The sequence below is a fragment of the Nonomuraea glycinis genome, from assembly GCF_035920485.1.
GTDB classification, from domain to species: Bacteria; Actinomycetota; Actinomycetes; order Streptosporangiales; family Streptosporangiaceae; genus Nonomuraea; species Nonomuraea glycinis.
The window spans coordinates 2,306,881-2,331,658 of record NZ_CP109166.1; the positions used below are offsets into that span (position 1 = coordinate 2,306,881).

Here is a 24,778-nt window from a genome sequence, read left to right on the forward strand (position 1 = left end):
GACACCCCCTCCATGAGTTTTCCGCTCGGACGTACCCTCAGCCGGCGCGGCCTTCTCGGCGGCGCCGGCGCGACCGCCGTACTTCTCGGCACCAGTGCCCTCGGCGACCCCGCCGGCGCAACGCCGCCACAGCGCCACGGCCTCCCGGACGACCCGTTCAAGCTCGGTGTCGCCTCCGGCGACCCGCTGCCGAACTCCGTTGTGCTGTGGACCCGCCTCGCCCCGGATCCCCTCGCCGCCGACGGATCGGGCGGCATGCCGCCGCGGCGGGTCCCCGTCCAATGGCAGGTCGCCGAGGACGAAGGCTTCCGCCGGATCGTCAAGCGCGGCACCGCCGTGGCCGGTCCGGAGCTCAACCACTCCGTCCACCCCGAGGTGTGGGGCCTGCGACCCGGCCGGCACTACTTCTACCGGTTCAAGGTCGGCACCGACATCAGTCCCGTCGGACGGACCAAGACCGCCCCGTCCCACGACGCCCACGTCAGCTCGGTCTCCCTCGGGGTCGCGAGCTGCGCCCTGTGGCAGCACGGCTTCTACACCGCGTACGGCCGGATGGCCGAGGACGACCTCGATCTGGTCCTCCAGGTCGGCGACTACATCTACGAGAACGGCGTACCGGCGGACGGCGGCACCCGGCAGACCCCGGTCCCGGACTATCTGTCGCCCGAGACGGTCACGCTGGAGCGCTACCGGCTGCAGTACAGCCTGTACAAGAGCGACGCGGACCTGATGGCGGCGCACGCCGCCCACCCCTGGGCGGTGACCCTCGACGACCACGAGGTCGACAACGACTGGGCCGACGACGTCCCGCAGAACGCCGCCGAGACGCCGGGCTTCCTGGACCGGCGCGCCGCCGCCTTCCAGGCCTACTACGAGAACCTGCCGCTGCGCGCGTCGGCCCTGCCGGACGGGCCGGACATGCAGCTGTACCGGAGGCTCGCCTACGGCGACCTGCTCGACATCAACGTGCTCGACACCCGGCAGTACCGCGACGACCAAGCGGCCGGCGGCGGCCTGGCCGCCCCGAACCCGGGCAGCCTGGACCCGAACCGGACCATGATGGGGCGGGAACAGGAGCAGTGGCTCCTGGACAACTTCGAGCGCTCCCGGGTCCGGTGGCAGGTGCTGGCCAACCAGGCGCCGATGGCCGAGACCGACATGGACGACACCGAGGCGGTCTCGGTCTTCATGGACCCCTGGGACGGGTACGACGCGAACCGCCGCCGGATGCTCGACGGCGCGCGGGACCGCGGGGTCGACAACCTGGTCGTGCTGACCGGCGACCGCCACCGGCACCACGCCAGTGACATCAAGGCCGACTACCGCGACCCGGCCGCCCCGGTGCTGGCGAGCGAGTTCGTCTGCACCTCGGTCACCGCCGAGGGCAACGGAGCCGACATGGACTCCTACTCGGAGCTGTCGGTACGCGCCAACCCGCACATCAAGTTCGCCAACTACCGGCGGGGATACCTGCGGTGCACGGTGACCGAGGACCTGTGGAGCACCGATTTCCGGGTGCTCCCGTACGTCGACCGGCCCGGCGCTCCGGCGTCCACCCGGGCCACGTACGTCGTCGAGAACGGCCGCCCCGGCGTCCAACTCGCCAGTGAGGGCCCGATCGTCTGACATCACCCGCACCAGGAGGTGGGTCCCGCACGGGCCCGCCTCCTGAGGTTTTCCGGGGCCGGGTCCCGATCCGGTGCGTCAGTCCTGGCGGCCGGGGCGAGCGGCGGCGGACAGCAGGGTGAGGGCGGCCTGGCGGGCGACCGTCGCCGCGCCGGCCGGGTCGTGGTGCGCGGCGACGACGGTCGCCCCCTCGACCAGCATGAGCAGTTGCCGGCCCAGGACGGGCGGGTCGACGGCTCCGGCGCGGACGGCGATGCCGGTCAGAAGCTCGAGGTAGCGGTCCAGGTGGCGCGCGGTGAGGGTGCGTACGGCGTCGACGTGGTGTTGGGCGGCCGCGTTCAGCATCGCGCAGCCACGGAAGGCCGGCTCGTCGTACCACCGCTGGAGGGCGTCGAACACCGCCGCGAGCTGGTCGCTCGGGTCGTCCCCGGCGGCAGCTGCCGCTGCGGCCAGCCAGTTCGTCACCCGGTCGCTGCGGGCGCGCAGCACGGCGTCCACCAGGCCGTCCTTGGTGCCGAAGTGCCGGTAGAGCGTCTCCTTGGACACCCCGACACGGGTGCAGAGTTCGGCGACACCGATGCCGTCGAGCCCGCGTTCGTACAGCACCCGGGTGGCCGCCTCGAGGATGGCCGCTCGGGTGCGCGCGGGGTCGATCGTCGAGCCCTTGGGGACTGGCATGCCACAGATCGTACCGGTCGGTTCGTTCTGCTGTTAGCATCTCAGGTCGTACCGATCGGTTCGATCTCTTGGGGATGCCATGCCAGACCTGTTCGGCTCAGCTCGGCACGACCCGGGCGCGCGAGAAGCGACCGCCCGCGGCGCAGCTGCCGCCGGGAGACGGGACCGATGACGCGGGCACCGCTGCTGGGACGGGCGGTGTGGCAGGCGGGCCTGCTGGCGCTCGGCACCGCTTCGGCGCTCGGGCTCGCGCGCTTCGCCTACGGCCTGCTTCTGCCGGCCATGCGCGAGGACCTGCGCTGGACCCTGGCCGAGGCGGGGACGATGAGCACCGCCAACGGGCTCGGCTACCTCCTCGGCGCACTGGTGACCGCCGCGGTCGTGCGCCGCTGGGGCACCGCCGCCGCCTTCCGCATCGGCATGGTGCTCACGGCCGTATCGCTGGCGGCCACCGCGGCGAGCGACGCCTACCTGCCACTGCTGACCGCGCGGGCCGCGGCAGGGGCGGCAGGAGCGGTGGTGTTCATCGTGGGCGGCGTGATCGCCTCACGCGTCGCCGCCCACGCGGCCTCCAGCGTGCCCATCACCGTCTACTTCGCCGGCACCGGGCTGGGCATCATCGTCAGCGGCGTGAGCATCCCCGCACTGGGGAACCACTGGCGCCTGGCCTGGATCGGCCTTGCCACCGCCGCCGCCCTGGCAGCCGCGGCGAGTTGGGGCGCAGCGCGCGGGGGCGCGGGGAGTGAGGGCGCGGGGAGTGAGGGCGCGGGGAGTGGAGGCGCGGGGAGTGGAGGCGCAGCGCGCGGGGGCGCGGGGACTGGAGGCGCGGCGCGTGAGGGCGTGGGGAGCACGGGTGGGGGTGCGCGTGCTGACGTGGCCGGGCGGGCTCGGGTGCGCCCGTTGCTGGGGGCGGCCCTGGCTTACCTCCTGTTCGCCGCCGGGTACATCACCTACATCACGTTCCTGTCGGCCTACCTCGCCGACCAGCGTGCCCCGCTCGGGCAGGTGGTGCTCACCTGGACGGTGCTCGGTCTGGCCGTCGTGGCGGCGCCCGCGCTGTGGAGCCGGCCCACCGCCGAGTGGCCCGCCACCCGGGCCCTGGCCACTTTGCTCGCCCTGCTGGCCGGCGGCGCGGCGCTGGCGCTGGTCGCACCCGCGCCACCCGTCATCCTCGCCTCCGCGATCATCTACGGGGCGACGTTCATGGGCGTCCCGGCGGCCATCACCGCCCTCATCAAGAGCAACGTCCCGCCCGCCGACTGGACCGCCACGCTGGCGGCCTTCACCACGGTGTTCGCGGCCGGGCAGACCGCCGGGCCGTGGATCGCCGGTGTGGTCGCCGATCACACCTCGACCGAGGCCACCCTGGCGTGGACCGCGATCTTGTGCGCCACGGCCTCCGTGATCGCGTTCGCCGGAGGCCGCGCGCGCTCTCGACTACGCCCGGATGAAGCCGTTCACGATCAGCGGCAGTGACGCGTCCAGGCCCGCCACGTTCAGCACCCCCGCGTCGGCGGGGTCGCTGATCGAGTAGCCCGCCGCCGTCATCGCCGCCACCACCACTCGAGCCTCCGCCGCCACCGAGCGCCGGTAGGCGTCGAGCTCCTGCGACGGGTGCGCCCGTCCCGCCCACGTCTCGTTGTCGGTGAACACGACGAACCCGTCCACCGCCATCCCCTGCTCACGCGCCCACCGGAACGGCAGCGACAGGTCGGTGCCGCCGCCCGAAGGCCGCCAGCTCTTGATCTCGCGCAGGTTGGTACGCGGCGTCACCTTCGAGGCGTGCACACCGGTGTCCACGTCGATGACGTGCACGTTCCCCTTCTCGATGCGGGCCAGCATGACGGCCAGGGCGCAGCCGACCTCGTACGGCGAACCGATCGAGGAACCGCCGACCACGACGCCGCCGCCGGACCAGCCGCCCGACATCGACCCGGACGAGTCCACCGCGACCAGCAGCCGCCGGCCGGAAGGCTCGACGGTGCCGAACGACAGCTCGTACGTCTCCTCCAACGCGTCGAGGATCGCCGGGACCGGTGTCCACGTCTGTACGTCGGCGCGCGGGTTCGGCCGGGACCGGCCCGAGCCGTAGACGCGCAGCGCGAGGAAGGCGTCCATCGGGTGGATGCGCGCTCGAAGTAGCGCCGCCTGGTCGGTGAGCCGGGCGACCGCGCGCCGCGTCGCGCCGCTCATGGGCTTGAGCGTGCCGATGCGGGTCATGCGGGACAGGTTGCGAATGAGCGCGGTCAGGCCGACCGTGTCGATCAGCGCGTCCCACACGGCGGGCTCGCGCAGCATCGCATCCGGCAGGAACTCCCACGGCACCTTCCGCTCGGTCACCACCTTGATCGCCTGGTGAGCGGTAGTGGCGGCCTTCGCGGTGAGGAACCGGTCCACCGACTCCAGCACGTCGCGTGCGTCGGCGTCGGAGACGTTCCCGGCGATCCAGCCGAACAGCCTTCCCCGCTCCGGGGTGTCGGTCTTGGGGTGGGCGATGCGCAGCACGTCGCGCAGGTCGAACGCCTCGCCCTGCGGCGTCCTGCGCTGGCGGGCCTTGCACACCCGGAAGGCGACGTCGTCCGCGTCGCCGGACAGGAACCAGGAGGCGAGCGCGGTCCGCAGTGACCGGCCGACGACCGGCGCCGTGCCGTGCGCGGTCGGCTTGCCGCCGAGGTTCTTGTAGTAGCCGAAGAACTGGGCCAGGTGGTCGGTGGTGCGGGCCACCTTCGGCAGCGCGAGCTTGGCGGCCTGGCGGGTGGCCGCGTCGCCCTTGGCGTAGGCGGCGGCGAGTGCGAACAGTGCCGGGCGCTGCTTCGGGGCGCGCGGCGGGCGCGCGGTCGAGATGTCGGTGAGCAGCCGCACGACGCGCGGGCCGTCCTCGGCGATCGCCTGGAACAGCGCGTCGGCGTTGTCGGCGGTCATCTTGTTCTCGCTGACGTAGTACGTGCCGCCCGTGGTGCCGAGGATCAGGAAGTCCTCGACGCGCTGCCACAGGTCCTTGGCGAACACATAGCCACCTGCCGCGTTCTCGACCTGGTCGGTGCGTCCGGGCAGCCGCTGGGTCTGGGGCGTGGCGATGGTGGAAATGCCGGCGAGAGGGTCACGGTTGCGGGCCATGAACGGCCTCCAAGGGGTTTCGACCCGCCTGGCGGCGGATGTGGGGAGAAGGGGAGGGCGGATATGGGTGTGCCGATCGGATCAAGACCGAAGCTCTACCACTGAGCTATGCACGGCCAAGCCGCACAGCGGGGAATTGAACCCCGCGACCGCCGATTCCGGGATAACCGAACGACTTCGACCCGCCCTCCGGCCCTTTACCGGCAGAATTCGAGTCGTGCTCCCGGCAGGGCTCACGAAGGGATCGGTGTGGTTCGGAGAAGACACGGATGTGGGATGTTCACCGGTGTTCAGGTGCTCTGCCAGCTGAGCTACCGGAGCCGTGACCCCGGGCAGGACTCGAACCTGCGACCGCCCCATTAAAAGTGGTAACCGACGAACTTCGACCCGTGCCCTCTCCGAACCGCACCGATAAACCGTCGAACCGAGAGCGGATACGGATATGAGAATGCATGGGAGGCCGATGAGAGCGCAACTTCTTTTACTTGCGCGGCCACGCGGCGAGACGCGAATACACATAGTCGATCGGCCGATCGTCCAGCCCGGATCAGTCGAACGGCCGATGCCGGCATGCGTGCTTGCCGCGATCGTGGAACGCGCCCGATCACGCATGCCGACAGAAAGAAACGCTCATGTTCGTCACACATGTGGCCATGGTCGCCGCGCTGACCGCCTCGCTCAATGTCGCACCCGAATACGGCCGGCCGGACCTACGGCGGGATGCGGAGAGGATCGTCGCCGGCGGAGTCACCGGGGTGCAGGCGCGGGTCACCAGCGAGGGCAGGAGCATGGTCGCGACGGCCGGCGTCGCCGACCTCCGGACGAAGGCCCCGGTGCCACCTAACGGATATTTCCGGATCGGCTCCAGTAACAAGACTTTCGTCGCCACCGTGGTGCTGCAACTGGTCGGCGAGGGGAAGCTGGCACTCGACGACACCGTGGACAGGTGGTTACCCGGGCTGATCAAAGGGCGCGGCAACGACGGGCGGAAGATCACCGTCCGCGACCTGCTCCAGCACACCAGCGGGATCGTCGATGACTACCCGTACCCGACCGCCATCGCGTCCTCCCGCCAATACCGCCGCCACCGGCACGACACCTTCACCCCGCAGCAGGTCATCTCCAGGGCGATGCGCCACAAGCCGGCCTTCGCACCCGGCAAGGGCTGGCTCTACGCCAACACCGGGTACGCCACCCTCGGCCTGATCATCGAGAAGGCGACCGCCCGCCCCTGGCATGAGGAGGTGAAACGGCGCGTCATCGAGCCGCTGGGCCTGAAGCACACGCGCTGGCCCGCGGGGTCGGCCGAGCTGCCGCGGCCCCACGCACGCGGGTACACCGTGTTCAAGACCAGCGAGGGATTCGTCGACACCACCCGGCATCGCGACGCGGACGCCTCGGGCGGGCTCATCTCCACCACGGCGGACCTCGATCGCTTCTTCACAGCCCTGCTCGGCGGCGAACTCCTGCGGCCCGCGGAGCTCGCCGAGATGCGCAGAACCGTTCCCGTGGCCACGGAGCTGCGGCGCATCTGGCCGGGCGCCCGCTACGGACTCGGCCTGGTGCAACGCCCACTTCCTTGTGGCGGCACGTACGTGGGGCACGGCGGGGACATCCTCGGCTTCATGACCAGAACGGGCGTCACCGCCGATGGGAAGCGCAGTGTGGTGATCTCCGTTTCGACCGAGCGCTTCGATTCGGCGAAGCGCATTCTCCAGATCGACGCCGCCGTCAACCGGCTCGTCAACCGAGCTCTGTGCGACACCAGATGATCAGGAGCTCGGTGGCACCGGCGATTTGAAGGACGAAGGACCCTGTCCACGGGGGTTTCCTGGCGGGCACCCTGGAGCCGGAGACGAGAGGGATGCCATGTGCGACTACTGCGGGTGCCGGGACTTTCCGCTGATCGGGCGGCTGTCCGAGGAGCACGGGGAGATCAAGGAGACGGCCGGCGTGCTGCGCCGGGCGATCGGCGAGGGCCGGTACGACGACGCCGGAGCACTGCTGGACGAGCTCGTCGGCCGGTTGCTGCCGCACACCGCCACCGAGGAGGGCGGGCTGTTCGCCGAGTTGCGGGCGGAGGGGTCGCTGGCCGGGGAGGTGGCGCGGCTCTGCGCCGAGCACGACGACATCCATGGCGTGCTCGGCGCGATCGACCGGGCGAACCCTGACTGGGCGACCGTGCTGAAGGCGCTCACCAAGCTGGGCGAGCACATCGACCACGAGGAGCTCGGCCTGTTCCCCGCCTCGATCGTCATGCTCCCGATGGCCGCCTGGGAGCGCATCACACCCGAGCCGGCGGCCGGGTAAGGCCAACTCCGGGTGCGGCCGGCTCGCCCTGCGGCTGCGGCCTGGGAAAGGCTTACTTGCTCTCCAGCTTTCCCTGCGGGCCGAGGTCCTCCTCCAGGGCGGCCTTCCAGCCGGTGTCCTCGGGGTAGAGGGCGCTGCGCAGGAAGGCGGTGGTGAGCCGCCGGACCAGGGCGACGCGGGCCGGGTCCTCGTCCGTCGTCTCGGCGGCCTCGTACCCGGAGATGCCGCCCAGCGAGTGCTCTCCCCCGAACAGCGTGAGCAGGCTCTTGCTCCCGGAGCTGTGCACGTACGGGTCGAGGAACCAGTCCGGGCCACGGGTGGACAGCGCGGACTGGTCGTGGTCCCCCGCGACGATGAGCGCCGGGGTGGTCATGTCGCCGAAGTACGGCTTCATGAAGGGGAAGTGCTCGGCCGCGAACGGGGTCAGGTCGTCGCCCAGGCCGGTCAGGGCGAGCAGCACGCCCGCCTTGACGCGGGGGTCGGACAGGTCCTCGCCGGGCACGCCGTCGGCGTCCAGGATGCGCGCGCCCAGCAGGGTGCTCGCGCTCTGGGCGCCCCAGGAGTGGCCGGCCACCGCGATGCGGTCCCGGTCGAGACGTCCGCCGAGGCCGGGTACGGCGGCTTCGAGGATGTCGAGCCCGTCCATGACGTGCTTGAGGTCTTCGATACGGATCCGCCAGATGTCCGGCGTACGGGGATCCGAAGGCGGGAGGCCGAGCGTCCTGGAGTCGAGGTGGGTGGGCTGCAGGACAACGAAGCCTTGCGCGGCCCAGTGGTCCGCCAGCGGCCCGTAGCCGTTCATCGACATGCCGAAGCCGTGCGAGAAGACGATGACGGGCAGGTCGCGGCCGGTCGCGGGGGCGGACACGCGGACCTGGAGGTCCTCGCCGCGGCCCGGGACGGGCAGGATGACCGGCCGGGCGGACAGCACCATGGTGGGCACGGGTGAGTCGGGCATGGGGTGCCTTTCACAAGCAAAGTGGAACGTTGCTCCGCCTACGATACGGAACACAGTTCCGCTTCGCAACTTCCGGCTGCCGATCGGCCCCGCAAAGACAGCACAAAGCACTTCGCGCAGGGGACCTTTGTCCCTACGAGGGCATGAGCCTGCTGCGGTGGGATTCAGCCGATGCCCACGAACCGAGGACGGACGAACATGAGCACCGACCCGACCGGCCCGCGCGGCCCGGCCAACCGGCCCATGGTGATGCTGGCGTTGGCGACCGTGGGATTCGCGGTGAACTTCTGGGCGTGGGCGCTGCTGAGCCCGCTGGGCCCCCGGTTCAAGGACCTGCTCAGCCTGTCGGCCGGCGAGCAGGCGCTACTGGTCGCGGTGCCGGTGATCGTCGGGTCGCTCGGCCGCATCCCCGTCGGCGCGCTCACCGACCGGTACGGCGGCCGGGTGATGTTCCCGCTGGTCTCGGCGGCCACCATCGTCCCGGTGCTGTTCATCGGCGTGCTCGGGCAGAGTTCGCTGGCGGCGCTGCTGGTGGGCGGGTTCTTCCTGGGCATCGGCGGAACGGTGTTCGCCGTGGGCGTGCCGTTCGTCAGCGCCTGGTTCCCGCCCGGACGGCGCGGGCTGGCCATCGGGGTGTTCGGCATGGGCATGGGCGGCACCGCGATCAGCGCGCTGACCACGGTCAAGCTGGTCAGGGCCGGCGGTCCGGCCACCCCGTTCCTGATCACCGCCGCCGTGCTCGCCGTCTACGCCGTGGTGGCCTGGGTCGTGCTGCGGGACGCGCCGGGCCGTACCGCTCCGGCGGAGTCCACGCTGGCGCGCCTGCGCGCGGCCGTGCGGCTGCCGATCACCTGGCAGGCCTGCCTGCTGTACGCGGTGGCGTTCGGCGGGTACGTCGCCTTCTCCGTCTACCTGCCGGTCTACCTGGAGTCCGCGTACGGCCTGGAGCAGGCCGACGCGTCCGACCGGATGGCCGGGTTCGTGGTCCTGGCCGTCGCGATGCGTCCCGTCGGCGGCTGGCTGTCGGACCGGCTGGGGCCGATCCCGGTGCTGGCCGGGGTGTTCACCATCGTCGCGGTCTGCGCCTCGGTGGAGGCGTTCACGCCGCCGCTGATGATGCTGGGCACGGCCGCGTTCCTCATCATGGCCGCCGCGCTGGGCGCGGGCAGCGGGGCCACCTTCGCCCTGGTCGCGGCGGCGGCCCCGGCGGACAAGGTGGGCTCGGTCACCGGTCTGGTCGGCGCGGCCGGCGGGCTGGGCGGCTTCGTGCCGCCGCTGGTGATGGGCGAGGTCTACAGCCGGTTCGGCTCGTACGGACTGGGGCTGGCGCTGCTGGCCATGGTGTCGGCGCTGACCTTGCTGCTGACGGTCACCGTGGTGCGCGCCACCGCCCAGCGGCGCCAGGCGGTGCCCGCACGGTGACGCGGGCGGTTCGGCGACCAGGACAGGACTTTCGTCCCTAACAACATGAAAAGGGCTCCGGCAAGCTAGCCGAAGTCACGGATTAAAACCCCGTTAACGGGCATGTCCGGGCTTGTCGCCCGAGATGAAGGAGTGCACTCATGACGGGTATGGACGGACCGGTCAGCGACGCCCTGCTGAAACTGGGCCGGCACCTGCGTCCCGGCACCGTGTCCGAGGATCTGCGCACTCTGCACCAGATCGGCGGCCGGCAGGGCGACGTCTTCTACCGTGACCGGTGGAGCCACGACAAGGTGGTCCGCTCCACGCACGGCGTGAACTGCACCGGATCGTGCTCGTGGAAGGTGTACGTCAAGGACGGCGTGATCACCTGGGAGGCGCAGCAGACCGACTACCCGAGCGTGGGCGGCGACCGGCCCGAGTACGAGCCGCGCGGCTGCCCCCGGGGAGCCGCCTTCTCCTGGTACACCTACTCCCCCACCCGGGTCCGCTTCCCGTACGCCAGGGGCGTGCTGGTGGAGATGTACCGCGAGGCGAAGGCCAGGCTGGGCGACCCGGTCGCCGCCTGGGCGGAGATCACCACGGACCCGGTCAAGCGCCGCCGCTACCAGTCGGGCCGGGGCAAGGGCGGCCTGGTGCGCGTCACCTGGGACGAGGCCACCGAGATCATCGCCGCGGCGCATGTGCACACCATCAAGACCTACGGCCCCGACCGGGTGGCCGGGTTCTCCCCGATCCCCGCCATGTCGATGGCCTCGCACGCGGTCGGCGCCCGGTTCGTCTCACTGATCGGCGGCGCGATGCTGTCGTTCTACGACTGGTACGCCGACCTGCCGGTGGCCTCCCCGCAGGTGTTCGGCGACCAGACCGACGTGCCGGAGTCGGCGGACTGGTGGGACGCCTCCTACCTGATGCTGTGGGGCTCGAACGTGCCCGTCACCCGCACGCCCGACGCGCACTTCATGGCCGAGGCGCGCTACCGGGGTCAGAAGGTGGTCGTGCTGTCGCCCGACTACAGCGACGCCTCCAAGTTCGCCGACGAGTGGCTCGCGCCGAACCCCGGCACGGACGGGGCCCTGGCCATGGCGATGGGGCACGTCATCCTCAAGGAGTTCTTCGTCGACTCCACCACCCCGGCCTTCACCGACTACGTCAAACGCTTCACCGACCTGCCGTTCCTGGTCCGGCTGCGCGAGCGGGACGGCGCGTACCTGCCGGACAAGTTCCTCACCGCCGCCGATCTCGGCCAGGAGGGCAAGGAGGCGGCGTTCGCCACGGTGCTGCTGGACGCGCGGACCGGCGAGCCGGTCGTGCCGAACGGCTCGCTCGCCTTCCGCTACGCCGAGGAGGGCAAGGGCCGCTGGAACCTGGACCTCGGCGAGGTGGACCCGCTGCTGACCGTCGCGGGCGGGGCGGCGGCGCCGGTCGCGCTGCCGCGCTTCGACGGTCTCGGCGACGGCGTGCTGGAGCGCGGCGTGCCCGTACGACAGGTCGGGGAGCACCTGGTCACCACGGTGTACGACCTGATGCTGGCGCAGTACGGCGTCGCCCGCGACGGGCTGCCGGGCCGGTGGCCGGCCGGTTACGACGACGCGGCCGAGCCGTACACGCCCGCCTGGCAGGAGGCGTTCACCGGCGTCCCGGCGGTCGCGGCGACCCGCATCGCCAGGGAGTTCGCCCGCAACGCGGAGCAGTCCGGCGGCCGATCCATGATCATCATGGGCGCGGGGACGAACCACTGGTTCCACTCCGACACGATCTACCGCTCGTTCCTGGCGCTGACCACGCTGACCGGCTGCCAGGGGGTCAACGGCGGCGGCTGGGCGCACTACGTCGGCCAGGAGAAGTGCCGGCCGACCACCGGGTGGGCGCAGCTGGCCGCCGCCGCCGACTGGTCGCGGCCGCCGCGGCAGATGATCGGCACCGCCTACTGGTATCTGCACACCGACCAGTGGCGCTACGACACCTTCTCCGCCGACGTCGTCTCCTCCTCGCTCGGGGACGGCGCGTTCACCGGCAGATCCACCGCCGACCTGCTGTCCCAGTCGGCGCGGCTGGGCTGGATGCCGTCCTACCCGACCTTCGACCGCAACCCGCTCGACCTGGCCGACGAGGCCGCCGCCGCAGGACAGGAGGCCGGGCCGTACATCACCGGAGAGGTCACCTCGGGCCGGCTCGGCTTCGCCTGCGAGGACCCGGACGCGCCGGAGAACTGGCCACGGGTGCTGACCGTGTGGCGGGCCAACCTGCTCGGCTCGTCGGCCAAGGGCAACGAGTACTTCCTGCGCCACCTGCTGGGCACCGACTCGTCCGTACGGGCCGAGGAGGCCGGGCCCGAGCAGCGGCCTTCGAGCGTCGCCTGGCCGGAGGAGGCGCCCAGGGGCAAGCTCGACCTGCTGCTGTCGCTGGACTTCCGGATGACCTCGACCACGCTGTTCTCCGACATCGTGCTGCCGGCCGCCACGTGGTACGAGAAGCACGACCTGTCGTCCACCGACATGCACCCGTTCGTGCACGCCTTCACCCCGGCGATCGACCCGCCGTGGCAGACCCGGACCGACTTCGCCGCCTTCCACGCCATCGCCACCGCCTTCAGCGCCCTGGCGAAGACCCATCTCGGCACCCGTACGGACCTGGTGGCGGTGCCGTTGCTGCACGACACGCCGGACGAGTTGGCCAACCCGCACGGGTACGTGCGGGACTGGCGGGTGACCGGCGACACGCCCACGCCGGGGATCGACTTCCCCAAGCTGGTCACGGTGGAGCGTGACTACGGCGCGGTCGCGGACAAGATGGCCGCGCTCGGCCCGCTGCTCGAACGGCTCGGCGCGACGACCAAGGGGCTGACGTTCGACGTCTCCGGCGAGATCGGGCGGATCGCCCGCATGAACGGCACCGTCCGGGGCGGCGTCGCCGACGGCCGGCCGTCCCTGGCCCGCGACAGCGACCTGTGCGAGGCCATCCTGGCCCTGTCCGGCACCACCAACGGGCACCTGGCCGCCCAGGGGTTCGCCACGCTGAGCCGCCGTACGGGGACGTCCTTCGAGGGCCTGGCCGACGAGCACAAGCAGATCACCTTCGCCGACACCCAGGCCAGGCCGGTGCCGGTGATCACCTCGCCCGAATGGTCGGGCAGCGAGACCGACGGGCGGCGCTACTCGGCGTTCACCATCAACGTCGAGCACCGCAAACCCTGGCACACCCTCACCGGCCGCCAGCACTTCTACCTGGACCACGACTGGATGCACGAGGCGGGCGAGGCGCTGCCGGTCTACCGGCCGCCGCTGAACATGACCGCGATGTTCGGCGAGCCCGGCATCGGGGACAGCGGCGAGAACGGCGTCACCGTGCGCTATCTGACCCCGCACTCCAAGTGGTCCATCCACTCCGAATATCAGGACAACCTGCTCATGCTGACCCTGTCGCGCGGCGGGCCGACCATCTGGATGAGCCCGGCCGACGCGGCCAAGGCGAAGGTCCGCGACAACGACTGGGTGGAGGCGGTCAACCGCAACGGCGTCGTGGTGGCCCGCGCGATCGTCTCGCACCGCATGCCCGAGGGGACGGTGTACATGTACCACGCGCAGGAACGCGTCGTGGACGTGCCCAAGAGCGAGACGTCGGGGCGGCGCGGCGGCATCCACAACTCGCTGACCCGGCTGCTGGTCAAGCCCACGCACCTGATCGGCGGGTACGCCCAGCTGTCGTTCGCGTTCAACTATCTCGGGCCCACCGGCAACCAGCGAGACGAGATCACCGTGATCCGCCGCCGCTCTCAGGAGGTCGACTACTGATGAAGGTCATGGCGCAGCTGGCCATGGTGATGAACTTGGACAAGTGCATCGGCTGCCACACCTGTTCGGTCACCTGCAAGCAGGCCTGGACCAACCGGGCGGGCACCGAGTACGTCTGGTTCAACAACGTCGAGACCCGCCCCGGGCAGGGCTATCCGCGCACCTACCAGGACCAGGACAAGTGGAAGGGCGGCTGGGAGCTGAACCGGCGCGGCCGGCTCAAGCTGAAGGCGGGCGGGCGGCTGCGCAAGCTGTTCACCATCTTCGCCAATCCGCTCATGCCCTCCATCAACGACTACTACGAGCCCTGGACCTACGACTACGACCGGCTCTTCTCCGCCCCGGCCACCGAGGACACGCCCGTCGCCCGGCCCAGGTCGCTCATCTCCGGCGAGCCCACGAAGATCACCTGGAGCGCGAACTGGGACGACGACCTGGCCGGCGGCCCCGAGCTGGCCCCCGCCGACCCGGTGCTGCGCAAGCTGTCTGACCAGGTCAAGCTGGAGTTCGAGCAGGCGTTCATGTTCTACCTGCCGCGCATCTGCGAGCACTGCCTGAACCCCTCGTGCGTGGCCTCCTGCCCGTCCGGCGCCATGTACAAGCGTTCCGAGGACGGCATCGTGCTGGTCGACCAGGACCGCTGCCGTGGCTGGCGGATGTGCGTGACGGGCTGCCCGTACAAGAAGGTGTATTTTAACCACCGCACCGGCAAAGCCGAGAAATGCACGTTCTGCTATCCCCGGGTCGAGGTGGGGCTACCCACCGTCTGCTCCGAGACGTGCGTGGGGCGGCTGCGCTATATCGGCATCATTCTGTACGACGCGGACAAGGTCGCCGAGGCCGCGAGCGTGCCCGACGAGAAGGATCTGTACGAGGCGCAGAAGGGCGTGCTGCTGGACCCGCACGACCCCGAGGTGATCGCCGGGGCCCGGGCGGCGGGCATCCCCGAGGACTGGCTGGAGGCGGCCAGGAGCTCCCCGATCCACAAGCTGATCTTCGAGTTCGGGGTGGCGCTGCCGCTGCACCCGGAGTACCGGACGATGCCGATGGTCTGGTACATCCCGCCGCTGTCGCCCGTGGTGGACATACTTGCGAAGACCGGGCACGACGGCGAGGACGCGGGCAACTTGTTCGGCGCCATCGACGCGCTGCGCATCCCGGTGGAGTACCTCGCGGAGCTGTTCACCGCCGGTGACCCCGAGCCGGTCAAGGGCGTGCTGAACCGGCTGGCCGCGATGCGCTCGTACATGCGCCGCATCAACCTCGGCCAGCCCCCCGACGAGTCGATCGCCACCGCCGTCGGGATGAACGGCCCGCAGATCGAGGACATGCACCGGCTGCTGGCCCTCGCGCCCTACGACGAGCGGTACGTCATCCCCAAGGCGCACGCCGAGCAGGGCCACCAGCTGGAGGAGCTGGCCACCCAGTGCAGCCTCGACTACGAGGGCGGCCCCGGCATGAACGGCCCGTTCGGCGAGGCGTCCGGGATGCCCTCCCCGGTGGCGGTGGAGAACTTCCACGCGCTGCGCGAGCGGCAGTCAGGCGACGACGTGGACAAGGCCAACGAGCTGCGCGGCCGGGTCAACCTCCTCAACTGGGACGGCAAGGGAACTCCCGAGGGGCTGTTCCCCAAGCGGAACGGGGACGGCTCATGACGGCTCTGCGCGAGAGCGAGCTGCGCACCGCCCACCTGGTGGCCTCGGTGCTGCTCGGCTACCCCGACGAGCGGTTGTACGACCCCCGGCGGGTGCTGGCCGAGGCGGTGGCCACGCTGCCCGCCGGGGAGGTGCGCGAGCGCCTGACCCGCTTCCTCGACCACGCCGCCGGCACTCCCCGAAGCGACCTGGCCGCCCATTATGTGGCGACCTTCGATCTCAAGCGGCGCTGCTGCCCGTACCTGACGTACTACTCCTACGGCGACACCCGCAAGCGCGGCGGAGCGCTGCTGCGCTTCAAGCACGCGCTGCGCGCGGCGGGTTTCGAGCTCGCGGACGGCGAGCTGCCCGATCATGTGGCGGTGGTGTGCGAGCTGTCGGCCCGGGGCGCAGTGCGGGAGGCGCGCCGCCTGCTGCAGGAGCACCGGGCGGGGCTGGAGCTGCTGCGCACGGCGCTGGCGGACGAGCGCTCGCCGTACGCGGACGTGGTGGCCGCCGTCGCGGCCACGCTGCCGCCCGCCGGGCGGCGCGAGCAGGAGGCGGCGCTGCGGCTGGCGGCCGAGGGCCCGCCGGCCGAGGAAGTCGGACTGGAACCCTACGCCGTCATGGAGGCATCCCGGTGAGCATCCTGTTGTGGGTGGTGGCGCCGTACGTGGCGCTGACGCTGTTCGTGCTCGGGCACCTCTGGCGCTACCGCTATGACAAGTTCGGCTGGACCACCCGCTCGTCCCAGATGTACGAGTCGCGGCTGCTGCGCATCGGCAGCCCGCTGTTCCACTTCGGCATCCTGGTCGTGCTGCTCGGCCACATCGGCGGGCTGGTCATCCCGAAGAGCTGGACCGAGGCGGTGGGCGTCAGCGAGGCCGCCTACCACGTGGTCGCCGTGGTGCTCGGCACCATCGCGGGCATCGCCACCCTGGGCGGCCTGGCGATCCTCATCTACCGGCGGCGCACCGTCGGGCCGGTGTTCACCGCGACCACGCGCAACGACAAGCTCATGTACGCGGTCCTCGGGATCACCATCGTGCTCGGCCTGGCCGCCACGGTCGCGGCCAACATCCTCGGGGGCGGCTACGACTACCGCACCACCATCTCGCCCTGGTTCCGGTCGATCTTCTACTTCAGCCCGGAGCCGGCGCTGATGGCGGGGGCGCCGCCGCTGTTCCAGTTGCACGCGTTGAGCGCGCTGGTGCTGTTCGCCATCTGGCCGTTCACCCGGCTGGTGCACATGCTCACCGCGCCCATCGGCTATCTGACCCGGCCCTATGTGGTCTACCGCAGCCGCGACGAGCAGCCGACCGGCGCCCGCCCGCCCCGGCGCGGCTGGGAGCCGTCCCGCTGACACTTCTCTCCACGGACAGAAAGTCGCATACTGCAATAAAGGGGGTTAAATCAGGAGGCGACATCGCGGTCATGGGCCTTTCACGTGAGGAAGAACGAGCGCTTCAGGAGATCGAGGAGCAGCTGGCCTTCGACGACCCCGATCTCGACGCCCTGCTGACCAGAGCGCAACCCGAGCAGCCCGCGCCCGAGCGGAAGTTCTCGATGGGACTGGCCGCGTGGTGGGTGCTCGCCGTCCTGGCCTACCTGGTGTTCGTGATCGGCCTGGTCATGACGGTGGCGACGCCCCCGGAGGGGGCCTGTCACGGCGGTCCCTGCGAGCAGCCCGTAGTCCCCAAAATTGGACAGATTATGTAGATCGGTCTAGTTTATCGGCATGGCGGTCAAGGGAGACCAGACGCGGGCGCGGTTGATCGACGCCGCGCGCACGCTGGTGGAGGCGCGGGGCTACTTCGGCACCGGCCTCAACGAGGTGATCGAGGCGGGCAAGGCCCCCAGGGGTTCGCTCTACCACCATTTCCCCGGTGGCAAGGATCAGCTGACCGCCGAGGCGCTCGCCGTCTCCGCGCGGGAGATCGACACGGTGATCGGCGACCTGGCGGAGCACGCTCCCGACACCAGGGCGCTGGTCGAGGCCCTGCTGGACGCCCTGGCCGACCGGATGCAGGAGGCGGCGTACACCAAGGGCTGCCCGATCGCCACGGTCGCCCTGGAGGTGGCGGCCACCAACGACCCGCTGCAGAAGGTCTGCGCGGACGCCTACGAGGGCTGGCAGCGGGCGCTCGCGGACCGGCTGGTCGCCGACGGGCGCCCGGCCGGGGACGCCGAGGACCTGGCCTGCTCGTTGCTGGCGCTGATCGAGGGGGCGCTGGTCCTGGCCCGCGCCCAGCGCAGCCGGACCCCGATCGAGCGGGCCCGGCGCACCGCCGGAGCCCTGCTCGGCTCGTGACTTTCGCGGGTTGTCGCATACCGTAAAAATATGTAGATCGGTCTACAGGAAAAGAGTGGTCATCGTGCAGGAACCGGACACCTTGGTCGTCGGCGCGACCGGCTTCATCGGCCGGTGGCTGACGGCGGAGCTGCTGACGCGGGGCCGGACGGTCGCCGCGACCGTCCGCGGCGGTCCCACCCGCGAGACCGAGCTACGCACCTGGCTACGCGACCACGACGTCAACGACCAGGCACTCACCGTCATCCAGGCCGACGTCGGGCTCTCCCGCGATGACCCGCTGGACTCCGTACGGGATGTCTTCAACGCCGCAGGCGCCTACCGCTTCGGGATGAGCCGGGACGAGGCCGAGCGTGCCAACGTCCACGGCGCCCTGAACGTCCTGCGCTGGGCCGGTGCGCGCCCCCACCTGCGGCGCCTGGTCCACGTCTCCGGCTACCGGGTCGCCGAGACGCTGTCTTACCCCGCCGACGCGGACCAGCTGACCGAGCTCTACCGGCGCTACGGCGCGTACGAGGCGTCGAAGCGCGAGGGCGACGCGGCGGTGCGCGCCCTCGCCGCCCAGGAGGGGATCCCGCTGACCGTGGTCAACCCCGCCACCGTGATCGGGCACTCGGTCACCGGCGAGGCCGGGCAGTATCTCGGCCTGGCCGGCCTGGTGCGGCAGCTGTGGACCGGACGCCTCCCGGCGCTGCCCGGCACCCGGCGCACGTTCGTCCCGGTGGTCACCGTCGACCACCTGGCCCGCTTCCTGGCCGCCGTGCCCGCGCACGACCATGAGCCGTACCGCGCCCACTGGCTCCTCGACGACGCCACCCCGGAGCTGCCCGACCTGGTCGCGCTCCTGGCGCGCCACCTCGGGGTGCGCGCCCCGCGCCTGCTCCTGCCCGTCGCGCTCGTCCGGCGACTGCCCCGCGCACTGACCGGAGCCGACCCCGAGACGCTGACGTTCCTGTCCGAGGACCGCTACGACACCGCGTCGGCCGACGCCCTAGGGCTGCGCCACCCGCCCGTGGCCGACGCCCTGCGCCGCTGGGCCGACCGGCTCGTCGCCGACCGGTTCGGCCAAGTTCAGCCCCACTGAGCAAAGAATCGGGCTGTTTCCCCAGGTCATGGCTATTTGACCCGTTCCTGCCGGGTAAGCATTCGCCATGTGCCTGGTTCGCTTCCTCGCAGCGCTGACGACCCTCGCCTGCCTGGCGGGATGCACGGCGACGGCCAGTCCGCCGGTGAGTCCGCCACCCGCGACCGGGCCGACCGGGGGCACGCCGGGCGCGGACGGTCTGGTCGGCCGCATCCCCGGCATCGTGCGGAAGCTGGAGCCGTCGGTGGTGACCATCTTCACCGACAACTCGCTGGGCAGCGGGGTGGTCTACCGTGCCGACGGCATCATCCTGACCAACGAACACGTCGTCGAGAGGCAGCGGCGCGTCCAGGTGGCCTTCGCCGACGGCAAACGGGTCGCCGGCCGGGTGCTGGCCAGGGACGCCCGCACCGACCTGGCCGTGCTCAAGGCCGAGCGGAACGACCTGCACCCAGCCACCTTCCAGCAGAAGCTGCCGGTGCAGGGCGAGCTCGCCCTGGCCCTCGGCAGCCCGCTCGGCTTCGAGAACACGGTGACCGCCGGCATCATCTCGGGCCTGGACCGCGAGGTGCCGGACTCGGCGCAGGCGGGCCACGCCCTCGTCGACCTGATCCAGACCGACGCCGCGATCTCGCCCGGCGTCTCCGGCGGCGCGCTGGTGAACGGCCGCGGCGAGGTCGTCGGCATCAACGAGGCCTACATCCCGCCGCAGGAAGGCGCGGTGTCCATCGGCTTCGCGATCCCGGCCGGCACCGTCGTCTGGGCCGTCGAGCAACTGCTCGACAAGGGCAAGGTCACCCATTCCTTCCTCGGCGTCGACCTGCGGACGCTCACCCCGGAGATCGCCCGCTCCCTCGACGTCGAGGCCGAGGCGGGCGCCATCATCATCAGCACGGTCCGGGGCGGCCCCGCCGCGGACGCCGGGCTCCGGCGGGGTGACGTGATCACCGCCTTCGCGGGGGAGCCGGTCCGCAGCTCGGAGGACGTCGTCGACCGGCTGCGCGACCTGCGGCCGGGCACGAAGACCACGGTGGACGTCAAGCGGGACAGGTCCACCGAGCAGTTCAGCATCACGATAGGCGAGGCTCCAGCGTCATGAGCGGCCGCGCGGCCCGGCAAGGCTCGCTCAAGACGGCCGCTCCCATCGGCGTGGAGGCTCGGCCGATCGCCCGCGACCACGTGCGATGGCGGTCGGGACCGTTGAGAGGAGCCCATACATGACCAAGATCAGCAAGGCGATCGCGGGACCGAGCAGGTTTCTCGACGACCGGCTGGGCGGGGCGAACTTCCTCAAGCGCAACCTGCGCAAGGTCTTCCCTGACCACTGGTCGTTCCTGCTGGGCGAGATCGCGCTGTACTCGTTCATCATCCTGCTGCTGACCGGCACGTTCCTCACCTTCTGGTACGTCCCGAGCATGCAGCACGTCACCTACGAAGGCCCGTACGCGCCGCTGAAGGGCGTCGAGATGACGGCGGCGTACGCCTCGTCGCTGGCGATCACCTTCGAGGTGCGCGGCGGGCTGCTGCTCCGGCAGATCCACCACTGGGCGGCGTTGCTGTTCATCGGCGGCCTGATGGTGCACATGCTCCGGGTGTTCTTCACCGGCGCCTACCGCAAGCCGCGTGAGCTGAACTGGCTGATCGGCCTCGCCCTGTTCACGCTGGCCCTGGTCGAGGGCCTGACCGGCTACTCGCTGCCGGACGACCTGCTGTCCGGGGCCGGGCTGCGGATCACCCAAGGGGTGATGCTGTCCATCCCGATCATCGGCACTTACCTGTCGTTCTTCCTCTTCGGCGGCGAATACCCGGGCGAGGCGGTGGTCCCCCGGTTCTACTCGATCCATATCCTGCTCATCCCGGGCATCCTGCTGGCGCTCATCACCGCGCACCTGGTCCTGATGTGGGTGCAGAAGCACACCCAGATGCCGGGCAAGGGCCGCACGGAGCAGAACGTCGTCGGCGGGCCCTTGCTCCCCTCCTTCATGGCCAAGGCCGGGGCGTACACCCTGTTCACCCTCGCCGTGCTCACCGGCCTGTCGACCTTCGCCCAGATCAACCCCATCTGGTTGTACGGCCCCTACACCCCGTCCGATGTCTCCGCCGGGTCGCAGCCCGACTTCTACATGGGCTTCCTGGAGGGGGCCCTGCGCCTGATGCCCGCCTGGGAGATCAACGCCTTCGGCTTCACGCTGGCCCTCAGCGTGCTGATCCCGGCCCTGGTGCCGCTGGGGCTGATCTTCACCGGCCTGGCGCTCTATCCGTTCCTGGAGCAGTGGATCACCGGCGACCGGCGCGAGCACCACATCGCCGACCGGCCGCGCAACAACCCGCACCGCACGGCCATCGGCGTGTCCGGCGTCACGTTCTTCTCCATCCTCACCATCATGGGCGCGAACGACCTGTTCTCCGCCTTCTTCCACATCCCGCTGTTCGTGACCACCTGGGTCGGCCGGTTCGCGCTCTTCATCGGCCCGGCCATCGCCTACGTCGTCGCCTACCGCATCTGCGTCGGCCTGCAGCGCGCCGACGCCCGGGTCCTCGCGCACGGCGTGGAGTCCGGCGTGATCACGCGACTGCCGCACGGCGAGTTCGTCGAGGTGCACGCGCCGCCGGCCGACGACCTGGAGGCGCACGTGCGCGGGAAGAAGTCGATCCCGATGCTGCCGGGGGCGGACGGCGACGGCCAGGTGCCGCCCGAGACCGCGCGCGGGATGCTCGGCCGGCTCCGCACCAGGATGAGCCGGGCCTACGGCAGCGAGAAGATCCCGCCGGAGGAGGACCACGAAGAACCCAAGGTGCCCGCCGGGCGGGACGAGCCGCCGCGCGGCTGACGCCTTGTCGAACCCGGCAAGTCCGGCCGTCCAGCCTAGGCGTGGGCCGCGCCCGCGAGGATGGCGCCGTACTGGATGGCCACCAGGTCGTGGATCGGGATGGTGCGGGCCTCGGTCTCGCTCTCCGCGCACCAGCGCGCGTGCAGCTCGGCGAGCTCGCCGGCCCTGGCGCGGATGACGGGCGTGCCGTTGCCGACGGCCAGCTCGCCCTCCAGCGCCCGCAGCAGGATCCCGCCGAAGCGCAGCCGCGCGCTGGCCAGGCTCTCCCGGCAGGAGAACACCTCGGCCACGGTCGCGGGCCGGTCGGCGGCCGGGTCGCCGGCCCGCAGCTCGTCGGTCTCGGCCCATTCGGCCAGCATCGGCACGAACGCCCTGGCGGCGCTGAGGAACGGCGAGGCCGTCACCAGGTCACCGCCGACGGCGGACAGCGTCGCGTCCAGGATCCCGTACGTCTCCCGGATCCGCGTGGCCTGCTCCTGGATCAGGTCACGGTAGGAGCGGCTCACGGGCGAGGTGTCGGCGGCCGCCGGCTCGGTCCAGTACGGGATCTCGGCGGTCAGCCCGAGCGTGCCGTACTTCTTGATGTAGGAGTCGCTGGCCGCGCCGCCGATGTGCGGAACAGGGTCCTGCCCGTTGGCCTCCAGGTAGTCGTAGGCGTCCTCCATCGTGGGCGCCTGGTAGATCGCCTGCTCGAAGGAGCGGACCGCCGGATGCTCGGGCTCGCCCGCGTGCAGCGGCACGCCGTACCTGCCGGGCAGCTCCTTCAGTACGGCCTGCAGCGCGGGGACCGGCCGGTTCAGGTAGTAGAAGACGCCGCCGGACTCCCCGTTGTGCAGGGTGGTGAAGAAGGCGGGCCGGGTGTCGTCGATGAGCCGCATGAGGGCCAGCGTCTCGGGGAGCACCCGGTCGAAGTACGAGCGCTTGTAGGCGAACGGGAAGGTCCACTCCACCTGCTGGTCGGGGGCCGGCCGGTAGAAGTGCCTGCCGTAGTGCGCCTTGGTGAACGGCCCGGCGAACCAGCCCTCGTTGAGGCGGGTGCCGTCCGGGTCGAGGCAGCCGACGATGTGCCAGGTGTAGCCGGTGGCGCGGCGCAGGCCGGCGTCGGTGCAGAGCCGGGTGGCCAGGTGGGTGACGGTCAGGCCGCCGATGGGCTCGTTCGGGTGCGGCCCGGCGGCGACGATCGCGTGCCTGGGGCCGTCACCCACGGTGAGGCAGAGCAAGGGGTCGCCGAGGCGGGAGGTGCCGATCCTGCGCAGGGTGGCCACGCCGGGGTGGCCGTCGGCGAGGGCGGCCAGCGCGGCGTGCACCTCGTCCACGGTGGCGAAGCGGTCATAGGCCGGGACGGAGTCGAGTTCGTCGAGCACACTCCAGTGTGCGGGCCAAGCCGGGTGACGGGTATCGCCGCAAATCCCAACGTCCCAGATGCCGATTTGTCCGCTTTCAACGATGCGCGGGCGGTGCCGTCCCTCCTAACGTCATGGCCATGTCCTCCTCTCTCTTGCTGCGTAACGCGCGGCTCGGCCTGCGCGGGCCGATCCGGCACGTCCTGATCACCGGCGGCCGCGTCACCGAGGTGAGCGCCGAGCCTCCCCCCGCCGACGAGTCGGTGGACGTTCAGGGCGCCACGCTGCTGCCCGGACTGTGGGACGCGCACGTGCACGCCGTCCAGTGGGCGCAGGCCCGCCGCCGCGTCGACCTCAGCGCCGCGCGCTCGGCGCGCGAGGCCGTCGCCCTGATGCTGCCCGGCTCCGGCCTCACCGTCGGGTACGGCTTCCGCGACGGCCTGTGGCCCGACACCCCCGGCAAGGCGATGCTGGAGGCCGCGGCCCCCGGCAGACCCATCGTGATGATCAGCAAGGACCTGCACACCGCCTGGCTCAGCCCCGCCGCGCTGGCCCTCATCGGCAGGGGCGATCACCCGACCGGGGTGCTGCGCGAGCAGGAGTGCTACACGGCCGTGGCCGAGCTGCCCCCGCCGCCGCCGGCCGAGCTGGACCGCTGGGTGGCCGAGGCGACCACGGCCGCCGCCGCGCGCGGCGTCGTCGGGATGCAGGACTTCGAGCTGGCCGACAACGTCACCGACTGGACCCGGCGGGCCCGCGAGCACCGCTTGGACGTACGGGTCACCTGCACGATCCCCAAGGGCCGGTTGGCGGAGGCCATCGACCGGGGCCTGCGCACCGGCGAGGTCGTGGCGGGCTCCGGCGGCCTGCTGGAGGTCGGCCCGGTGAAGATCTTCGTGGACGGCTCGCTGAACACCAGGACCGCCTACTGCGAGACCCCCTACCCCGGCACGAGCTCACACGGGCTGCTGGAGACCCCGCCGGTGGACCTGCGCGCCACGATGGCACGGGCCGCCGCGCACGGCCTGCACCCGGCCGTGCACGCCATCGGCGACCTGGCGGCGGGCATCGCCCTGGACGCCTTCGACAGCGTCGGCTGCCCCGGCCGGATCGAGCACGCCCAGCTGCTCCGGCCGGCGGACTTCGCCAGGTTCGCCAGGCCGGACCTGATCGCGGGAGTGCAGCCCGCACACGCGCCCGACGACAGGGACGTGGCCGACCGGCACTGGCACGGCAGGACCGGCCGGGCCTTCGCCTACGCCGACCTGCTGGCCGCGGGCGCGCGGCTGGAGCTCGGCTCGGACGCGCCCGTCTCGCCGCTGGACCCCTGGGACGGCATCGCCTCCGCGATCGCCAGGACCGACGACGACCGCGCCCCCTGGCACCCCGAGCAGGCGATCCCGCTGACCTCGGCGCTGCCCGCCGCCAGCAGAGGCCGGGCGTGGGTGCGGCCGGGCGACCCCGCCGACCTGATGCTCACCGCGCACGATCCCGCCGACCTCGGCCCGGCCGAGCTGCGCGGCATCGAGATCGTCGGCACCCTGCTCGGCGGCCGGTGGACCCACCGCTCGCCCGCGCTGTCCACCCGCCGTTCCACGTGACAGCTGAACTCCGGCCGGTTCCGGCCTCGGCCGAGACGCACCACGGGCGAGGCCCCCGCCGGGCTCGCC

Annotated in this window: 19 protein-coding genes; 15 read left to right on the top strand and 4 right to left on the bottom strand. The window is 71.4% G+C overall.

The window, feature by feature from the left end; translation table 11 throughout:
- The first annotated feature begins 12 nt into the window (after positions 1-12).
- Complete coding sequence (locus OHA68_RS10625; protein WP_327107470.1) at positions 13-1,626, top strand: alkaline phosphatase D family protein; 1,614 nt, start codon at positions 13-15, stop codon at positions 1,624-1,626.
- Positions 1,627-1,704: 78 nt separating this feature from the next.
- On the opposite strand, the gene OHA68_RS10630 is transcribed toward OHA68_RS10625, so the two are convergent.
- A complete protein-coding gene (locus OHA68_RS10630; RefSeq protein ID WP_327107471.1) occupies positions 1,705-2,304 on the bottom strand; it encodes a TetR/AcrR family transcriptional regulator in 600 nt (199 codons plus the stop codon).
- Positions 2,305-2,472: 168 nt separating this feature from the next.
- Between OHA68_RS10630 and OHA68_RS10635 the strand changes: the two genes are divergently transcribed.
- The gene (locus tag OHA68_RS10635; protein WP_327107472.1) at positions 2,473-3,780 is read left to right on the top strand and encodes a YbfB/YjiJ family MFS transporter; all 1,308 of its coding nucleotides are present in this window, start codon (positions 2,473-2,475) and stop codon (positions 3,778-3,780) included.
- Here OHA68_RS10635 and OHA68_RS10640 read toward each other — a convergent pair.
- Positions 3,742-5,421, bottom strand: coding sequence for a TROVE domain-containing protein (locus OHA68_RS10640; protein WP_327107473.1), 1,680 nt, complete (start codon positions 5,419-5,421; stop codon positions 3,742-3,744). The two genes, OHA68_RS10635 and OHA68_RS10640, sit on opposite strands and share 39 nt — an antisense overlap.
- Positions 5,422-6,053: 632 nt before the next feature.
- Here OHA68_RS10640 and OHA68_RS10645 point away from each other — a divergent pair.
- Together OHA68_RS10645 and OHA68_RS10650 are read left to right on the top strand one after the other, a co-directional pair.
- Positions 6,054-7,193 carry a serine hydrolase domain-containing protein gene (locus OHA68_RS10645; protein ID WP_327107474.1) on the top strand — a complete coding sequence of 380 codons (1,140 nt, stop codon included), beginning with the start codon at positions 6,054-6,056 and terminating at the stop codon, positions 7,191-7,193.
- Between the two features lie 97 nt (positions 7,194-7,290).
- Positions 7,291-7,731 carry a hemerythrin domain-containing protein gene (locus tag OHA68_RS10650; RefSeq protein WP_327107475.1) on the top strand — a complete coding sequence of 147 codons (441 nt, stop codon included), beginning with the start codon at positions 7,291-7,293 and terminating at the stop codon, positions 7,729-7,731.
- A gap of 52 nt (positions 7,732-7,783) precedes the next feature.
- On the opposite strand, the gene OHA68_RS10655 is transcribed toward OHA68_RS10650, so the two are convergent.
- The gene (locus OHA68_RS10655; protein WP_327107476.1) at positions 7,784-8,689 is read right to left on the bottom strand and encodes an alpha/beta hydrolase family protein; all 906 of its coding nucleotides are present in this window, start codon (positions 8,687-8,689) and stop codon (positions 7,784-7,786) included.
- Positions 8,690-8,887: 198 nt separating this feature from the next.
- On the opposite strand from OHA68_RS10655, the gene OHA68_RS10660 reads away from it, so the two are divergent.
- The 10 genes from OHA68_RS10660 to qcrB all read left to right on the top strand — a co-directional run bounded on the left by OHA68_RS10660 (position 8,888) and on the right by qcrB (position 21,765).
- Positions 8,888-10,111 (top strand): MFS transporter, encoded by a 1,224-nt coding sequence (locus OHA68_RS10660; protein ID WP_189138025.1) that lies wholly within the window; start codon positions 8,888-8,890, stop codon positions 10,109-10,111.
- A gap of 140 nt (positions 10,112-10,251) precedes the next feature.
- Entirely contained in the window at positions 10,252-13,905 is a 3,654-nt protein-coding gene (locus OHA68_RS10665) for a nitrate reductase subunit alpha (protein ID WP_327107477.1), read from the top strand.
- On the top strand, positions 13,905-15,560 hold the full coding sequence (gene narH / locus OHA68_RS10670; protein ID WP_327107478.1) for a nitrate reductase subunit beta: 1,656 nt from the start codon (positions 13,905-13,907) through the stop codon (positions 15,558-15,560). The genes OHA68_RS10665 and narH overlap by 1 nt, the downstream gene beginning before the upstream one ends.
- The gene (gene narJ, locus OHA68_RS10675) at positions 15,557-16,183 is read left to right on the top strand and encodes a nitrate reductase molybdenum cofactor assembly chaperone (protein ID WP_327107479.1); all 627 of its coding nucleotides are present in this window, start codon (positions 15,557-15,559) and stop codon (positions 16,181-16,183) included. Before narH ends, narJ begins: the two co-directional genes overlap by 4 nt.
- Positions 16,180-16,902, top strand: a complete 723-nt coding sequence (gene narI, locus OHA68_RS10680) for a respiratory nitrate reductase subunit gamma (RefSeq protein WP_327107480.1) — start codon at positions 16,180-16,182, stop codon at positions 16,900-16,902. The genes narJ and narI overlap by 4 nt, the downstream gene beginning before the upstream one ends.
- 71 nt (positions 16,903-16,973) lie before the next feature.
- The gene (locus tag OHA68_RS10685) at positions 16,974-17,258 is read left to right on the top strand and encodes a DUF3040 domain-containing protein (protein WP_327107481.1); all 285 of its coding nucleotides are present in this window, start codon (positions 16,974-16,976) and stop codon (positions 17,256-17,258) included.
- Positions 17,259-17,277: 19 nt separating this feature from the next.
- A complete protein-coding gene (locus OHA68_RS10690; protein ID WP_327107482.1) occupies positions 17,278-17,850 on the top strand; it encodes a TetR/AcrR family transcriptional regulator in 573 nt (190 codons plus the stop codon).
- Positions 17,851-17,914: 64 nt separating this feature from the next.
- A complete protein-coding gene (locus OHA68_RS10695; RefSeq protein WP_327107483.1) occupies positions 17,915-18,934 on the top strand; it encodes an SDR family oxidoreductase in 1,020 nt (339 codons plus the stop codon).
- Positions 18,935-19,001: 67 nt separating this feature from the next.
- Positions 19,002-20,033 (top strand): S1C family serine protease, encoded by a 1,032-nt coding sequence (locus OHA68_RS10700; RefSeq protein WP_327107484.1) that lies wholly within the window; start codon positions 19,002-19,004, stop codon positions 20,031-20,033.
- A gap of 118 nt (positions 20,034-20,151) precedes the next feature.
- Positions 20,152-21,765 carry a cytochrome bc1 complex cytochrome b subunit gene (gene qcrB / locus OHA68_RS10705; RefSeq protein WP_327107485.1) on the top strand — a complete coding sequence of 538 codons (1,614 nt, stop codon included), beginning with the start codon at positions 20,152-20,154 and terminating at the stop codon, positions 21,763-21,765.
- Between the two features lie 35 nt (positions 21,766-21,800).
- On the opposite strand, the gene OHA68_RS10710 is transcribed toward qcrB, so the two are convergent.
- On the bottom strand, positions 21,801-23,129 hold the full coding sequence (locus OHA68_RS10710; protein ID WP_327107486.1) for a M14 family zinc carboxypeptidase: 1,329 nt from the start codon (positions 23,127-23,129) through the stop codon (positions 21,801-21,803).
- A gap of 119 nt (positions 23,130-23,248) precedes the next feature.
- Between OHA68_RS10710 and OHA68_RS10715 the strand changes: the two genes are divergently transcribed.
- Positions 23,249-24,709 carry an amidohydrolase gene (locus OHA68_RS10715; protein WP_327107487.1) on the top strand — a complete coding sequence of 487 codons (1,461 nt, stop codon included), beginning with the start codon at positions 23,249-23,251 and terminating at the stop codon, positions 24,707-24,709.
- The last annotated feature ends 69 nt before the right edge of the window (positions 24,710-24,778 follow it).

What these genes read in the sequence shown, in the direction of transcription:
- OHA68_RS10625 (WP_327107470.1), top strand. Translation starts at nt 13, where the DNA reads ATGAGTTTTCCGCTCGGACGTACCCTCAGCCGGCGCGGCCTTCTCGGC.
- OHA68_RS10630 (WP_327107471.1), bottom strand. Translation starts at nt 2,304, where the DNA reads ATGCCAGTCCCCAAGGGCTCGACGATCGACCCCGCGCGCACCCGAGCG.
- OHA68_RS10635 (WP_327107472.1), top strand. Translation starts at nt 2,473, where the DNA reads ATGACGCGGGCACCGCTGCTGGGACGGGCGGTGTGGCAGGCGGGCCTG.
- OHA68_RS10640 (WP_327107473.1), bottom strand. Translation starts at nt 5,421, where the DNA reads ATGGCCCGCAACCGTGACCCTCTCGCCGGCATTTCCACCATCGCCACG.
- OHA68_RS10645 (WP_327107474.1), top strand. Translation starts at nt 6,054, where the DNA reads ATGTTCGTCACACATGTGGCCATGGTCGCCGCGCTGACCGCCTCGCTC.
- OHA68_RS10650 (WP_327107475.1), top strand. Translation starts at nt 7,291, where the DNA reads ATGTGCGACTACTGCGGGTGCCGGGACTTTCCGCTGATCGGGCGGCTG.
- OHA68_RS10655 (WP_327107476.1), bottom strand. Translation starts at nt 8,689, where the DNA reads ATGCCCGACTCACCCGTGCCCACCATGGTGCTGTCCGCCCGGCCGGTC.
- OHA68_RS10660 (WP_189138025.1), top strand. Translation starts at nt 8,888, where the DNA reads ATGAGCACCGACCCGACCGGCCCGCGCGGCCCGGCCAACCGGCCCATG.
- OHA68_RS10665 (WP_327107477.1), top strand. Translation starts at nt 10,252, where the DNA reads ATGACGGGTATGGACGGACCGGTCAGCGACGCCCTGCTGAAACTGGGC.
- narH (WP_327107478.1), top strand. Translation starts at nt 13,905, where the DNA reads ATGAAGGTCATGGCGCAGCTGGCCATGGTGATGAACTTGGACAAGTGC.
- narJ (WP_327107479.1), top strand. Translation starts at nt 15,557, where the DNA reads ATGACGGCTCTGCGCGAGAGCGAGCTGCGCACCGCCCACCTGGTGGCC.
- OHA68_RS10685 (WP_327107481.1), top strand. Translation starts at nt 16,974, where the DNA reads ATGGGCCTTTCACGTGAGGAAGAACGAGCGCTTCAGGAGATCGAGGAG.
- OHA68_RS10690 (WP_327107482.1), top strand. Translation starts at nt 17,278, where the DNA reads ATGGCGGTCAAGGGAGACCAGACGCGGGCGCGGTTGATCGACGCCGCG.
- OHA68_RS10700 (WP_327107484.1), top strand. Translation starts at nt 19,002, where the DNA reads ATGTGCCTGGTTCGCTTCCTCGCAGCGCTGACGACCCTCGCCTGCCTG.
- qcrB (WP_327107485.1), top strand. Translation starts at nt 20,152, where the DNA reads ATGACCAAGATCAGCAAGGCGATCGCGGGACCGAGCAGGTTTCTCGAC.
- OHA68_RS10715 (WP_327107487.1), top strand. Translation starts at nt 23,249, where the DNA reads ATGTCCTCCTCTCTCTTGCTGCGTAACGCGCGGCTCGGCCTGCGCGGG.